Raw genomic sequence first — 12,127 nt, forward strand, 5'->3', positions numbered from 1 at the left:
GCAAGTCTTTTCGGAAACAATACTGGCAGAATAAAAAAGAAGTTAGTATTTGACCTTAATAAGACCAATTACCTGGTAAGGCCCACTTCCTGCCTCCTCGGTTGATTTCTTTGCATCTTTGCCATTATTTCCATAAGATCCTCATTAACATCTTTCATTTTAGGCACGATTTTATTCGTTTCATAACCTAAATTTTGATATTTCTCCTTTAGCTTATCTGCTCGGATTTGTCCATGATTCCGTGGTTGCCCCAGTCCATCAGTGCCTTGCAGGTCATTATCCAAAATAAAAGTAATCTTCTTAATCTCCGGATGCCTGTTTAAGTAAAGTTCCAGCGGTTTATCAGACATGCCACCAAGTGTAACTCTGTGAGGACTTTTCCAATCCTCTGCTCCCATCTTTTCTAAGGTTGCTTTTGATATTGCATCTATTGCAGATTCAAATACAAATAAGTGAGGCCCCTGCCCCTCCATAGCAAAAGAGTATTCCTTGTCTGAACCATCTACATCCCTCTTAAAAGCATTTTGAGCCAGTGTATAAGTTCCTCTTAAGGCTGCGTGTTGAACCTTGCCCTGGTCATCTTTCTGTCCCACAAATACTGCATTATGAAAACTCTTGTCTTCATAAAGGAGTCCCTTTTCAATGCAGTAGCCTATGATGTCCTTATCGATACCTCTGCTCATCAAATATCCAAACACTCTCCTGTTATTTGCAGCCTTTTCTGGTAATGCAAATGCCTTTTCTGGCATCTTCTCATGGTTATTTACAGCCTCGACCTTTTTTAGTCCTGTAGGCATACGGTGTTCTGAACTGCGACAAATAGAACTGTATCCTTTAGCATAATCAGCGAGCTTCTTAATCGCATGAGGTTTATCAATCCCCTCAAGTAGGTGGATAAGCAGAATGGGACTTTTCCCGGCTTCACCTGCTGAGTACCAAGTCCATCTTTTTCCACTTTGATGTACTTTTAAGCTATCATGCTCACCTGCCCCATCATGCAGGATGACAGCATATTCTTTGCCCTCCTTTCGTAATTGATAGCCGTTGTCCCTTAAATAATCAATTAGGTTTACATCAAGAGCAGCGAAATACTCATAGTCTTCATAAATCCTTGCCATAACTTCTCCTATTCAAAAAATTAAAAGAGGAGATTCATTATCTAAAATCTCCTCTTTCTATGGTTGTATATTTACTCTTTTTTTGTATATATCTTTTTTTACTCTGACAGTAAAAAATGTTTAGGTTATGGGCTGGTCATTTTGACCACCCCCCCTTGAAAAAAATATAGCTTTTTTTAAAAAAGTGCATACGGTTCCTTTGATTTCCTGGATTTTTGTATAGGCTTTACATAATTTTTCTTCATGAACTCGGTTTTCATCGATTCCGATCTCTGGCGATAAGGATGAAATTAACTTATTTTTAACGGCAGCAGCAAGCTTCATCTTTTTTGCCTGTTCTTTCATTCTGGCCTGCATCTTTTCCTGAATCCGCTTATTTTCTACCTTTACTTGTTCCTTTTCTCCTGCATCGTCGGTGACTATGTACACATTGCTTGTCTGGCTGCCATTCGCTCTAAAGTTCGCTTTTTTCATTAGAAGTCCGATGGATAGCAGTTCTTTAATAGCTCGTTGAACAGTGCTAACCGATATGCGGCAATCTTCGGCAATCCGCTTTAAGCCCGGCCAACATATATTTTCTTTATTGCTTCTGTCCGCTAGATATAAAAAGACGGACTGTGCCTTCAGGGATAAGCTCTCTTTGTAAATTAGTCTTTGCGCCGTAATCGTGTTCATGAAATTTCCTCCACTAATATTTAGTTTTCCTTGCAGCGGTTGGAGAAAAGATATATACTATAACATATCTTAACTCATTAGGGGTTACACTGATTCTTTTAGCTTGAGACAGTGTAACCCCTTTTGCATTTTTATTGAGCTGACTTTAATATCTCAATAATTTTTTCATTTACTTTAGTTGCAATTGCTCGATCATGATCTACCTTAATAACTTTAAATCCTAGAACAGGTATCATGTTTCCTTGAACCTGCACCAGAGAGTCACTTGGCACACAAAGAAGATAGATCATATCGTCTTTGCCATATGACAAAATTTCTTCGGCCACGGAATCCCAGGCGACAATCGGCACCCTGGCTTCTCGCTCATCGCCCTCATCCGCTTCCGTTATCAGATAGTTTTTCATTACAAACCGACCTTTAAACGCTGGCATCAGCGTCGGTTTTGTTTCCAATCTGCCGGCAATGATATTTAGCATATCGCTCATCGGTTATCTCCTTATCTTGTAAGTTCTGCTTTCGCTTCTTTAGGGGTAGGCTGCTGCTGCTGCTGTTTCTGTTTTGGTTCTTTGCTGTCCATACCCTTATTTTTCTCTTCCTGCTTGTCCTTCTGATCCTTTTCATAAGCATATCCGCTCAGTATCTCATTAAACTCCGTCAAGATACTTTTGTTGTGATCAATCCGCTTAACTTCAAACCCCATGACAGTCAAATCACGGTCCAGACCTTTTGGCCGATATTTGATATCAATAACTTTTCCAACAAATTGGACAGTTTCGCCTTTATTATACTTTGCTATATCTAGGGCCTGTTCTCCCCATGCCTCAATTTTAACTGGAATGGAATCACGGTCCGGTGAATTTGGACTAGCTCCTTTTTTCCCTGGCCACACATACACAGTAGTGTTGCACACATAGGTACCATTTGGAATCTGTCTTACTTGTGGATCTTCGGCCAATCTACCTGCCATAACATTTAACATACTTTTTTCCTCCTTGTTAATAAAAAAATTGTACAAAGTTTACTCCGGTAACAATTACGGCTCCAATACAGATATATGTCCCCAGGGGAACATATACCTGCTTGTACCGTAAACTGTGGGCTATCCCACCTATACACGCTACAAAGAGTGTAGCGATAAAGTACGATATACCAATGCAAAATCCTAAGCTTGCTAAAAGCTTTAAATCCCCCCCTCCTGACAGCTTAGGATTTTTCATATAAATAACAAAGAGGATTATGCCTGGGAAAAGTAACCCGGTAATCCTCTCTATTAGATCAATATGAAAATTAAAATAATTATCCATTAGGATTTGTAAAATCCCCATAGCTAGCAGTATTAAAATTGCGGCATTGGGAATCAATCTGTGTTTCCAATCGGAAATGCCGACATATATAAGGATTGGTAAGCTCAACAGGATGGCTAACATTAGCGTTGCATCCCTAGTCTTGGTGAATGATTTAATGTAAGGCTTTCACTGATTTTTTCCATTCCCTTTGCTTTATTTTCTCCTACCCTTTTGTCCAGATTGGCAAGCTTCGCCTGGAAATTTTCAGTTTTGTCTTTTATGCCTTCCAGTATGTTTTCTTTCTTTTCAAGCTTTGCCAGTGCCTCATCTGTTCTTCCTCTCATAATGCCCAGCACGTCCTCCTGTTTTTTAAGTCTCCACTTTTCAAAAGGCAGCTCCTCTCCGGACATATCTTTAAGGTTATCCAGATGGCCCATAGCTTTTCCAAGTTCGTCTCCTACATGACTGGCTTTCTCTTGGGCCATTTTGTTTCTTTCCAGAGCCTTGTTTAAAAACTCAAGGATTTTATTCATCAGCTCTTTCAAATTCAGTTTTTCTAGGATGGAATGAAGACCCTCCAAGTTTTTGTCATGAACGCAGGTTTTAATATCCTCGCCTTTTTCCACAATTCTGGACTTCATCTCCTCCATGGCCGTTCTCATTTCTTGAAGAAAATCTTTATCCTCTTTAATATTCTTTCGGTTTCTTGTCGTGCCTTGCTCCATTTTAGCATTTAGCTTCTCCAGCTCTGAGGTCAGCTTTAACATGTTTTTTTCCATGTCTTCTATATAGCTAAATAGGCCCTTTAGCTCATTCGGCGTAATAATAGCTTCTTTTCCCCTATAATGCTTTGCCATCTGGCGATACTGTTTGTTTACATTGTTGTCCATTCTTTTCTCCTCTCTTTCAATAACAATAGAAATAAATTACTTACTTCATCACCTCCTTTCCTCTAACTGTCCAAGTGGCTGTACTTGTGATTACAGCCTCCTGGGTTAATCTCCTCATCTCGTCAATTCTCCTTTCCCATGTTTTGCTGGATGATTTTGATGCAGTGCATTTTCTATATGCTGCTTCCACTGTTTCTGATTAGGACTTATCTTACTGCTAACCGATGGAAAATCTTTCTTTGAATAATCCATCTGAGTGATTTCTTTTGCACTGATCGGACGTCCGCAATTTTGGCTTTTAGTTATTTCTTTTTTATAATCGGAATAATTGTCATAGAATAAGCTTTCTCCAACTTTCCCACCTTGGCCAATATAATCTATTCTTCCATAGAACTTATAACTACTGAGTTTAGATTGAATGTCTTTTATCTTTTGATCGGATAAAGATAACTGCTTCTCCGCTTTTTCATAATTAATAGGGCCTGATGGATCAGATCGGTCTTTTTCTGCTATATCATAAGTAGCTTCTTCAAATTCTAAATCACATACTAGTGTGACATATGTCAAATCATGACTATATTTTTCCGGAGATTCTGCAAGTCTCCATTCAAGATCTAAACCAAAGCAGTAACCCATTTTGTAAAACAATTCACCCAGTTTATAAGCATCTGTCATGGCTTCCCCATTTTTATAATCGGAATTAAAGCCTCTAATAAAATTAATTTTTTCAGTATCTGTTTTAAAGCCTTCTATATATTTTGTAGAGTTTATTAAAACAGGATAAGAATCTCCCCTGTCAAGTGCCAACTCGAAGACCAAATCATCCTTTTCTTGAGGATTTAATAAACGTACCCAAGGATGATCAAGTTCTATAGTGTTATCGGTCCAAAATTTATTAGATAGAAAATCTTGTATTTTGGTCGTTTCACTTGCAGTATACCCTAAGCCAGCTATTTCCTTTTCTATATGGCCGATTCTCATATCATGCTCAATTAGGTCCCTTTCGCACTTTTCTTTATTTCCCTGCCAATCCGCAAGAGCCCCTTTTTTGAAAAGTTTTGTAAATAAATTAGCTTTATTTAATATCTCATTAGAATTGTTAAGAGAAATCTGTACATTTTCTTTCATATCTACGTGCCAGGTTAGATCTCGAACTAAAGATAATAGTTTTTCTTTTTTTTCATTCATTTTGATTACCTCCTTTACCGTTGCAATGGCCGATTCTCACTTTGTTTCCGTAGTTTATTAATATCAAAATTTTTCAGCTTGTTTTCCAAAATGGTCTTTGATTTCTTTACTTGAACATCAAAATCAACAGTGCCTTCTGCATTCATGCTATGGTAGCCTTTATCCCCAATTATGATGTGGTCTAACACCTTTATATCTAAAAGGTTTCCAGCCTCCACACATCTTCTTGTGAAATTTTTGTCTTCAAGGCTTGGCGTAGGATTTCCACTTGGATGGTTATGAATTAAAATTATTGAAGGTGCGCTATTTTGAATAGCTTTTTGGAAGATGTCTTTCGGATTAGCTATTGTTTCTGTAATGCTTCCCGATGAAACATCTTCTATTTTTATAACATCACCTTTTACATTTAATAGTGCGACTTGTAAATGCTCTTGATTTTCATATTGAAGATTTGGCTTTACAATTTCAACGATTGTTTCTGGCCCTGTAATAACCTTGGGCTTTTCCCGTTTAATTAAACGGGAAAAGTCACTTGAGGCCTGAAATGCTTTAAGGCGCTCTTTTTGTTCAGGCAAGAGCTCTAAGGCTTCTGTGTGCTTAAAGAGGTAATATAAAGAATTTTCATTAACCATCTTAGTCAACTTATCTTTTTCAATGCCCGTAAGTAAAGCAATATTTGATAAATGCTCGTCTATCAATTTTTCTTTCAGCTTAGGACTTATATTAACGATCATTTCTTTCATCATCATCCTCCTCGTAATACTCTGAAAGATATGCATTGACTTCGTCTGCAAGCTCGTTATAAGCTGCAATAAACTCTTTGGACTCTTCCATTATCTCAAGGGCTAAGCCTAACTGGCTGGTTCGATAAGTCAGCTTTAAAAAACCTGCTTTTTCTTTATCTAGTCCTAGCAATTCCCCATGTTTCATGGTGTACTTGTATCCATGTTTAGATACAACCGTCAAGGCTTTTTCCCGATTTACCCCAAACTCTTTTTCTAAAAAATCTGCGAACTGTCCGTATTCTTCTGCTAAATGCTTTTCCATACTTTTTCTCCTTTTAACGCCGATTTCTCCTAATCGGTTCTTATGTTTTTACTTAAAACATCAATGGGAATTTCCCACTTCTGTTCCCATAAATGAAACAAGGTTGGCGAAAAGGCCGTTGCACGTACATTCATTCTTACCGTGTCACCATTAACGCTCACCTTGTTTATGACAAGAGTATATTCAATCTCTCCATTATCATTTAATTTTTCAAAACTTCCGTTTAAATGTAAATCCTCTTTTAGATAAGTATAAAAATACTCCACGGCCACTGTTTCATCAAACTTGCTGGTACTGTCTATCCGATAGCTGTCATACATTGCTGTCTTAATGGACAAATTCGCCGCTCTGTAAATTTCATCGTCCAGATGAGCCTTCAAATCATGAACACGAAGAACCTCACTGGTAACGAGCATGACGCATATGATGAGAAACAAAAAGACGAGTATAAGAATGTATAAAGTCCCCCCCTCATCTTTAACCAGTTTCCATGCTTTTCTTTTAACCATGCTGTTCACCTACTTCCAATAGACTTCACTCATCCCTGGTGTATCTGCCTTCATGTTAATGTCCCAGACAAGTGGGTCCAGAAACAACGGGCTGGCCAGCTGGATCGAAGCCGTATATCGGACATTAACGGTGAAGGGGTCCCGAAATTGGATACTTCGGTCCCTAGTGTTAAAGTAGGTCACATCACTTACCTCAAAAGTCATATCCATGTTATAGCTTTTATTTAAAGCTTCCATCTGCTCATATGCTCTTTCTGTAACAGCACCATCTGATTCAATTACTTTTGCAATGGATTTTGAGCTGTATGTAACATTTTGATATTTAATGGCTGCACTAAATACCTCCAGCCCAAATAGAAAAATAATTACAGCTATCAAGGTAAAGATCATGAGCGGAAGTCCCATGTCTCCGGACCTTTCCGTTACAAGCCTTCTTATTTTTTTTAATAAAAACATGGTGCGCCTTTCTATAAAGAGAATACAGACTTAATCTTGCTAACCATCAATGGTCCTATCTCATTAAAGGCATCACTGAAAATACCCAACAGAATACCGCCAAGGATAATGGCAATCAGGCATATAATGATTACCTGTATCATTTCCATACCACTTTCGTCTTTTCTTACTGCTTTAACGGTTTTCATTACCTTCTTTTTTAAACCTACTAGTTTCTTAATCATTGGTTTTCCTCCATTTCTTAATCTTATTGTGATAACGTAGCTAAGCCGCCAGTCATGGCCTGGAGCATAACGTAGCCTATGGCTAAAAAGCTGATTGCAAAAAGTGGAATACAAGCAATAAGAACTTTGCTCGGCCTTTTCTCTAATTCTCTTTTGATATTTTCTTTACTCTTGATGTCCATTTCTCTGGCCAGGGAGGCTAAAGTCTCACTCTGATATTCTCCTCTTGTTAATCCAATCAGTGCATTGCATAAAAAGCCTACTTCTGGAATGGCTAAGCGGTTATTGAAGCTTCTTACTGCCACCTCAATGTCTTTAGCTTTCATCTCCATAATCAGTACAGAAATATCCCAGGCGAATACCGGATTGGCTACCTTCAGATAATCTTCAAAGATGGAAATCAAGTCCGCTTTGATTACCCCTGATTTTTTATCGTTTAATTTATATAAAATAGAACGAATAAATCCAGGCAGTCCCATCTCAATTTCATTTCTTTTCTTCTTAAGTTCCGTTTTGTAGCTAGTTAACTGTTGATAAAGTATCATGCCTGATAATATCAATCCTGCAAGGCTTAGGCTTTTTACACCTAGCACTATCAGCACTGCCGGAAGTAAAAGGGATAACACCGCTAGTATTATTGCCTTCGCATAATACTCTTTAGGAGTCTCCTTTATTCCAGCTCTAGATAAGGCATACTTTAGTTTAGCCTCTCTTTCTTCCGAAAGTCGGATGAAAGGTGCAGCTGCTTTTGTCATGGGCTGCAAAAACCCTTCCATAAACCTGTCTAAAAAGCGTTTCTTCTTTATGGAAAGCTTTAACCCGATTAATGCTTTTGCCGGGGGCTTATAATAATAGCTATCCAAGGCTAGGCTTCCGCCTTTTACTATCAGAAGAAAAGAAATAACTTGTATTAAAATCATACATTCTCCTTTCTCCATTCGGTTACATAGTACCGATTGGCTTATTTATTTTCATAACGTAGATGGCACTGAGAAGTGCCGCCACGATCATAAAAAATACAATGATTTGTCCCATGGGCGTATGGGTTAAAATAAGGTACCATTCTTTTCTCGCCATGCGGAAGGTCGGGATGACAGCGAACATGGCTCCCACCACCAATAAATAATACGTCCAGGTCTTTTTCATTTGGGTATCGCTCTCAATCTGCATAATCTTCTCATCAGCCATTGCATCAATGACTGGTTGGAGAGCAAAGCGCATTTCTTTGTTTTCCATGCAGAGCCTCAAGTTTTTAACCCATTGGTCAAAGTATTTATTATTTATCTTTGCAGCCAGCAGCGATAAATTCCTGTCTACATTCCGGCTAATATAAAGGCAATCCGACACAAATTCTTCAAAAGGTGTCACCTTTTGAAAGCTTCCATCCTGATACCTGCGCCGCTCTTCCACGTAGGCCTCTACTGCCCGAAGTATGTTATTGCTAGCTAGGTATGAATTGGTGATAATGGACATCGTGTTTTGAAGCTCAGCCAGTTCCTCTCTGGTAATCTCCTGGGTCCGAAAGAGTAAAAAAAGGTATGTCAATGGAACAAAGGCCAGTCCTGTGGTCATAGTTAAAAACGGCACTGAGAAGCAGATAAAGCCGATTCCAAGTCCCGCTATGAAGAAAAGCGCCATAATGCTGTATAAATAAGATCTCTTTTTCCTTATTTTTTTCAAAAGAGAATCGATATTAAGAACAGCTTTTTCAAAACGATTTAAAGTAGCTTCAGCATTAATCTTTATTCTCTTGGATCTCGCCTCTGTTTTTTTAAAAGAAATGCTGCTACTCCTATCTCTTCCTACTGCCTTCAGGTTGAATAGAAGAGCAATCCCGATTATAAAAAGGATTGCTGTAAAAACTTGAGTAAGCATATATCTCTCCTTTCTATATTCTGTATTGCTTAACCGTTTCTTCTGATACACCATTTAAAAGGAACGTATCAGCCAGCCTCTCTGAAATCCCGCCAATCATTTCATGTTTTCCATGAATTTTAATAATCTTTCCTTCGTCATTCACATCTGTTTTTGTTGGCATGAATTTAAAAATTGTATTTCCAACGACTTTTCCCTCTACTACATCTGTCGCTTCAAATATTTCAATGTATTTTCTGCTTTTATCAGGCATCTGCTTTTTGAAAAGCATGATTGGAAAGGCCTCAATAATCATGCGAAGAATGGTATCCTCTGATAAGGCAGCATCTGCCTGTCTATACATGGTTAAGATACGGAGGTATGCATTCCTTGCTCCGTTTGCGTGAAGCGTGGTTAAAGCTGTATGGCCAGTTCTAGCAGCCTCTACCGCAGTCTGGGCTTCCTTTCCTCTCATTTCGGCCGGAACAAAGATACTTGGGTGAAGTCTGAGTGATAATTTTAGGTGGTCGTTCATGGTAATTTCATTTGGTGCCTCTTTTGTATAGAGCTGTACCACGTCGTCACTTTCAGGGAGAAGCTCTTTCGTGTCTTCTATAGTGACGATTCGAATAGACTTATCTACGCTATTTAATAGATAATTTACATCTGCTGTCTTTCCAGACCCAGTAGGTCCAGCAACAGCTACAGGTATATTATTGTTAAGGCATAGGGTTAAAAAATCTAACTCGTTTGAAGATGCAGTCTCAAATGAAATTAAATTTTCTCTGGTAATGAAAGAAGGTTTTTGCTTTCTAATAGAAGCAATAGCACCCGCATCTTCATCTACAGCAGGAAAAATTGCTGCCGACATACGTACACCTTTAGATAAGTAGCTATCTCCAAGAGGTGTGCTGCCATCCAGTATTAGTCCACCCATTCTAGCCATTTTCTTAACCACATTAATACAATCTTCCGCAGTTTCAAATTTTTCAGGAGCCTTAACTTTGCGATTTCCATATAAAACCCAGATAGAATCTTTACCATTGATATTGATTTCTTCCACCTCGGGATCTTCCAGATATTTTTTGACGAACCCAATGCCCGCCATATCTTCATAAATACGGTCAGTCAGGGTCCCAATACTGGTCTCATTTTGAACTAATTTTTCTGATAAGAGGTATCTATTAATTAGGTTCTTTAACCTAGTCATGGTGCTTTCTGAATAAAGCCCTTCAGCCAGCTCTCTAGAGTGGTTATCTGTAATTTTCTGCGTTATTTTGTCCAGAATATCTTTATAGTCGTCACCCTCTTCTCTTCCCGTTTCCTGTATCCTGGCATTCTTTTTATAAAGCCTTCCTTGTAGGGTGACTATATTATCCTTTGGCATATCAGTTATCCTTTCCGATAATCAGTGCATCCACAATGTTCTTTATCACAAGCTGATATCTAAAGACGTCTTCTTTCTTATTAAAACTAAATAGGCTAGCTATCTTTCGCTTTTCTAAGAATATGGGTGTGCCCATATTTTCTAAAATTGAGGCTGTAGGGACATTAGGTAAAAATGCAAAAGGTTCTATATCTATAGCCTTAACCAGGGTATTCGGATCACACCCTAGTTGATGCTCCGTAATTATGGGGCAAATTGGCACATCAGATAGTTGCATTAAAACTGGCACCCAGGAGCGATGCCAAAAGGCCGCATTTGACACAGATTTGTATAAACAATAAATATGGTCTGCTTTTTCAATACCCATGATGGTTATCCCATTATATAAATCTGATGTACAGTCGATGATTAGGTAATCGGATATCATGGATAGTCGCCGAAGCAGCTGATCCACTTTTAAGTCCTCTAATCCATCGGTATGTACGTCATAGTTTTCATTAGGTATTCCCATCAAGTAAATATTGTCATTTATCTTGTTGCATTGTGTTAGCATTTTTTCTGGTTGCTCTGTTTTATCAGACAAGCTGGCAAAAATGCCTTTTCCGTCTTCTATGGTTGTCCCAAAAAAGCTTTGTAAGGTTCCATAGTTTAGCTCTGCTGCCAACAGAATAACTATTTTATCTCTTTCAGCTAGGCCACATGCTAAATTAACAGCAAATGTGGTTTTTCCTGAACCTGGCATACCCGTCACAGATAAGATTTTTCCCATGGTCTCCTACCTTTCCACAAACACAACATGAATGCTGCCGTTATACTCTGCTTGCAATAAAGCTCGTTCCTGGTCTGGAGAGGTAATAAAGGTGATGGTACTGGCCACTTTCTCATTACTGCTGGACAGATCTCCCTTGCTTTGATTTTTGTCTATGCTCTCTGCATCTGCATTCTCAATGTCATAAATCTCTACCCTTTGTAAGTCAGGGTTCTGCACAATTGTATTGCCGCTGTATTCGTCTTCTATAATGTTATATACTTTTACAATATCTCCAGCTCGAAGGTGAGAAGCTAGGCCTGCTGCATTAGACTTAATAGAAATGGTGGTCAAACCGTTTTGCTCATTTATGATGGCTTGAAGCCTGGAAATATTCTCTTTTCCGATTTTATTGGTTGTTATGTTATCTCCCTGAGATATATCAGCAGCAGCGGGCTTTCCAATTACATCGGCCTTTTTTGTGATGTAGCCTTTTAGTCCAAAAACTCCTCTTTCAGCAAAAGATATTTCTGATTCTGATATTACGGTTCCTTTCCTAATATCATTTTTTGCTATTGCTATTGTTTCTGTTTGGTTTTTGGAGTTGCTTAAAATAGGAGTTACCACAAAGCTTATGACCAGTGCGATAATAATCAGCAGAATTCCGAAAAGCTTTCTTTTTTCAAAACTGCTTTTGCTTTTTAAAGCCGTTGGTTTTGGCTTTTTACTAAATAGGCCCATATTT

At 38.4% G+C, this 12,127-nt stretch carries 17 protein-coding genes; all 17 read right to left on the reverse strand.

Features of this window, described 5'->3' with window-relative positions:
- Positions 1-68: 68 nt before the first annotated feature.
- On the reverse strand, positions 69-1,118 hold the full coding sequence (locus tag Ami103574_RS10710) for a DUF3991 and TOPRIM domain-containing protein (RefSeq protein WP_163067005.1): 1,050 nt from the start codon (positions 1,116-1,118) through the stop codon (positions 69-71).
- A 120-nt stretch (positions 1,119-1,238) separates the two neighbouring features.
- Positions 1,239-1,793: a helix-turn-helix domain-containing protein gene (locus Ami103574_RS10715; RefSeq protein ID WP_163067006.1), complete on the reverse strand. Its 555-nt coding sequence runs from the start codon at positions 1,791-1,793 to the stop codon at positions 1,239-1,241.
- 131 nt (positions 1,794-1,924) lie between these two features.
- Positions 1,925-2,278: a hypothetical protein gene (locus Ami103574_RS10720; RefSeq protein WP_163067007.1), complete on the reverse strand. Its 354-nt coding sequence runs from the start codon at positions 2,276-2,278 to the stop codon at positions 1,925-1,927.
- Positions 2,279-2,289: 11 nt separating this feature from the next.
- Complete coding sequence (locus Ami103574_RS10725) at positions 2,290-2,772, reverse strand: single-stranded DNA-binding protein (RefSeq protein ID WP_163067008.1); 483 nt, start codon at positions 2,770-2,772, stop codon at positions 2,290-2,292.
- A 16-nt stretch (positions 2,773-2,788) separates the two neighbouring features.
- Complete coding sequence (locus Ami103574_RS16195) at positions 2,789-3,220, reverse strand: prepilin peptidase (RefSeq protein ID WP_163067009.1); 432 nt, start codon at positions 3,218-3,220, stop codon at positions 2,789-2,791.
- Positions 3,220-3,969, reverse strand: a complete 750-nt coding sequence (locus tag Ami103574_RS10735; protein WP_163067010.1) for a DUF6674 family protein — start codon at positions 3,967-3,969, stop codon at positions 3,220-3,222. The genes Ami103574_RS16195 and Ami103574_RS10735 overlap by 1 nt, the downstream gene beginning before the upstream one ends.
- Before the next feature lie 114 nt (positions 3,970-4,083).
- Positions 4,084-5,157 (reverse strand): hypothetical protein, encoded by a 1,074-nt coding sequence (locus Ami103574_RS10740; RefSeq protein WP_163067011.1) that lies wholly within the window; start codon positions 5,155-5,157, stop codon positions 4,084-4,086.
- Between the two features lie 14 nt (positions 5,158-5,171).
- Positions 5,172-5,900 (reverse strand): JAB domain-containing protein, encoded by a 729-nt coding sequence (locus tag Ami103574_RS10745; protein ID WP_163067012.1) that lies wholly within the window; start codon positions 5,898-5,900, stop codon positions 5,172-5,174.
- Entirely contained in the window at positions 5,881-6,204 is a 324-nt protein-coding gene (locus Ami103574_RS10750; RefSeq protein ID WP_163067013.1) for a hypothetical protein, read from the reverse strand. The genes Ami103574_RS10745 and Ami103574_RS10750 overlap by 20 nt, the downstream gene beginning before the upstream one ends.
- A 29-nt stretch (positions 6,205-6,233) precedes the next feature.
- Positions 6,234-6,713, reverse strand: a complete 480-nt coding sequence (locus Ami103574_RS10755) for a hypothetical protein (protein ID WP_163067014.1) — start codon at positions 6,711-6,713, stop codon at positions 6,234-6,236.
- A 9-nt stretch (positions 6,714-6,722) separates the two neighbouring features.
- Entirely contained in the window at positions 6,723-7,169 is a 447-nt protein-coding gene (locus tag Ami103574_RS10760; protein ID WP_163067015.1) for a DUF4320 family protein, read from the reverse strand.
- 11 nt (positions 7,170-7,180) lie between these two features.
- Entirely contained in the window at positions 7,181-7,393 is a 213-nt protein-coding gene (locus Ami103574_RS10765; protein ID WP_163067016.1) for a hypothetical protein, read from the reverse strand.
- A 23-nt stretch (positions 7,394-7,416) separates the two neighbouring features.
- Positions 7,417-8,313: a hypothetical protein gene (locus Ami103574_RS15855; protein ID WP_246213129.1), complete on the reverse strand. Its 897-nt coding sequence runs from the start codon at positions 8,311-8,313 to the stop codon at positions 7,417-7,419.
- A gap of 22 nt (positions 8,314-8,335) precedes the next feature.
- Positions 8,336-9,268 (reverse strand): type II secretion system F family protein, encoded by a 933-nt coding sequence (locus tag Ami103574_RS10775; RefSeq protein WP_163067017.1) that lies wholly within the window; start codon positions 9,266-9,268, stop codon positions 8,336-8,338.
- Between the two features lie 13 nt (positions 9,269-9,281).
- Positions 9,282-10,634 carry an ATPase, T2SS/T4P/T4SS family gene (locus Ami103574_RS10780; protein WP_163067018.1) on the reverse strand — a complete coding sequence of 451 codons (1,353 nt, stop codon included), beginning with the start codon at positions 10,632-10,634 and terminating at the stop codon, positions 9,282-9,284.
- A gap of 1 nt (position 10,635) precedes the next feature.
- Complete coding sequence (locus Ami103574_RS10785) at positions 10,636-11,403, reverse strand: AAA family ATPase (RefSeq protein WP_163067019.1); 768 nt, start codon at positions 11,401-11,403, stop codon at positions 10,636-10,638.
- Between the two features lie 6 nt (positions 11,404-11,409).
- A complete protein-coding gene (locus Ami103574_RS10790; RefSeq protein ID WP_163067020.1) occupies positions 11,410-12,123 on the reverse strand; it encodes an RcpC/CpaB family pilus assembly protein in 714 nt (237 codons plus the stop codon).
- Positions 12,124-12,127: the final 4 nt, after the last annotated feature.

Origin of the sequence: Aminipila butyrica, from assembly GCF_010669305.1 — a bacterium.
Lineage (GTDB): Bacteria > Bacillota > Clostridia > Peptostreptococcales > Anaerovoracaceae > Aminipila > Aminipila butyrica.

Coding starts and splice junctions, on each gene's coding strand:
- Ami103574_RS10760 (WP_163067015.1), bottom strand. CDS start 7,169: ATGTTTTTATTAAAAAAAATAAGAAGGCTTGTAACGGAAAGGTCCGGA.
- Ami103574_RS10725 (WP_163067008.1), bottom strand. CDS start 2,772: ATGTTAAATGTTATGGCAGGTAGATTGGCCGAAGATCCACAAGTAAGA.
- Ami103574_RS16195 (WP_163067009.1), bottom strand. CDS start 3,220: ATGTTAGCCATCCTGTTGAGCTTACCAATCCTTATATATGTCGGCATT.
- Ami103574_RS10785 (WP_163067019.1), bottom strand. CDS start 11,403: ATGGGAAAAATCTTATCTGTGACGGGTATGCCAGGTTCAGGAAAAACC.
- Ami103574_RS10755 (WP_163067014.1), bottom strand. CDS start 6,713: ATGGTTAAAAGAAAAGCATGGAAACTGGTTAAAGATGAGGGGGGGACT.
- Ami103574_RS10720 (WP_163067007.1), bottom strand. CDS start 2,278: ATGAGCGATATGCTAAATATCATTGCCGGCAGATTGGAAACAAAACCG.
- Ami103574_RS10750 (WP_163067013.1), bottom strand. CDS start 6,204: ATGGAAAAGCATTTAGCAGAAGAATACGGACAGTTCGCAGATTTTTTA.
- Ami103574_RS10715 (WP_163067006.1), bottom strand. CDS start 1,793: ATGAACACGATTACGGCGCAAAGACTAATTTACAAAGAGAGCTTATCC.
- Ami103574_RS10790 (WP_163067020.1), bottom strand. CDS start 12,123: ATGGGCCTATTTAGTAAAAAGCCAAAACCAACGGCTTTAAAAAGCAAA.
- Ami103574_RS15855 (WP_246213129.1), bottom strand. CDS start 8,313: ATGATTTTAATACAAGTTATTTCTTTTCTTCTGATAGTAAAAGGCGGA.
- Ami103574_RS10765 (WP_163067016.1), bottom strand. CDS start 7,393: ATGATTAAGAAACTAGTAGGTTTAAAAAAGAAGGTAATGAAAACCGTT.
- Ami103574_RS10735 (WP_163067010.1), bottom strand. CDS start 3,969: ATGGACAACAATGTAAACAAACAGTATCGCCAGATGGCAAAGCATTAT.
- Ami103574_RS10780 (WP_163067018.1), bottom strand. CDS start 10,634: ATGCCAAAGGATAATATAGTCACCCTACAAGGAAGGCTTTATAAAAAG.
- Ami103574_RS10745 (WP_163067012.1), bottom strand. CDS start 5,900: ATGAAAGAAATGATCGTTAATATAAGTCCTAAGCTGAAAGAAAAATTG.
- Ami103574_RS10740 (WP_163067011.1), bottom strand. CDS start 5,157: ATGAATGAAAAAAAAGAAAAACTATTATCTTTAGTTCGAGATCTAACC.
- Ami103574_RS10775 (WP_163067017.1), bottom strand. CDS start 9,268: ATGCTTACTCAAGTTTTTACAGCAATCCTTTTTATAATCGGGATTGCT.
- Ami103574_RS10710 (WP_163067005.1), bottom strand. CDS start 1,118: ATGGCAAGGATTTATGAAGACTATGAGTATTTCGCTGCTCTTGATGTA.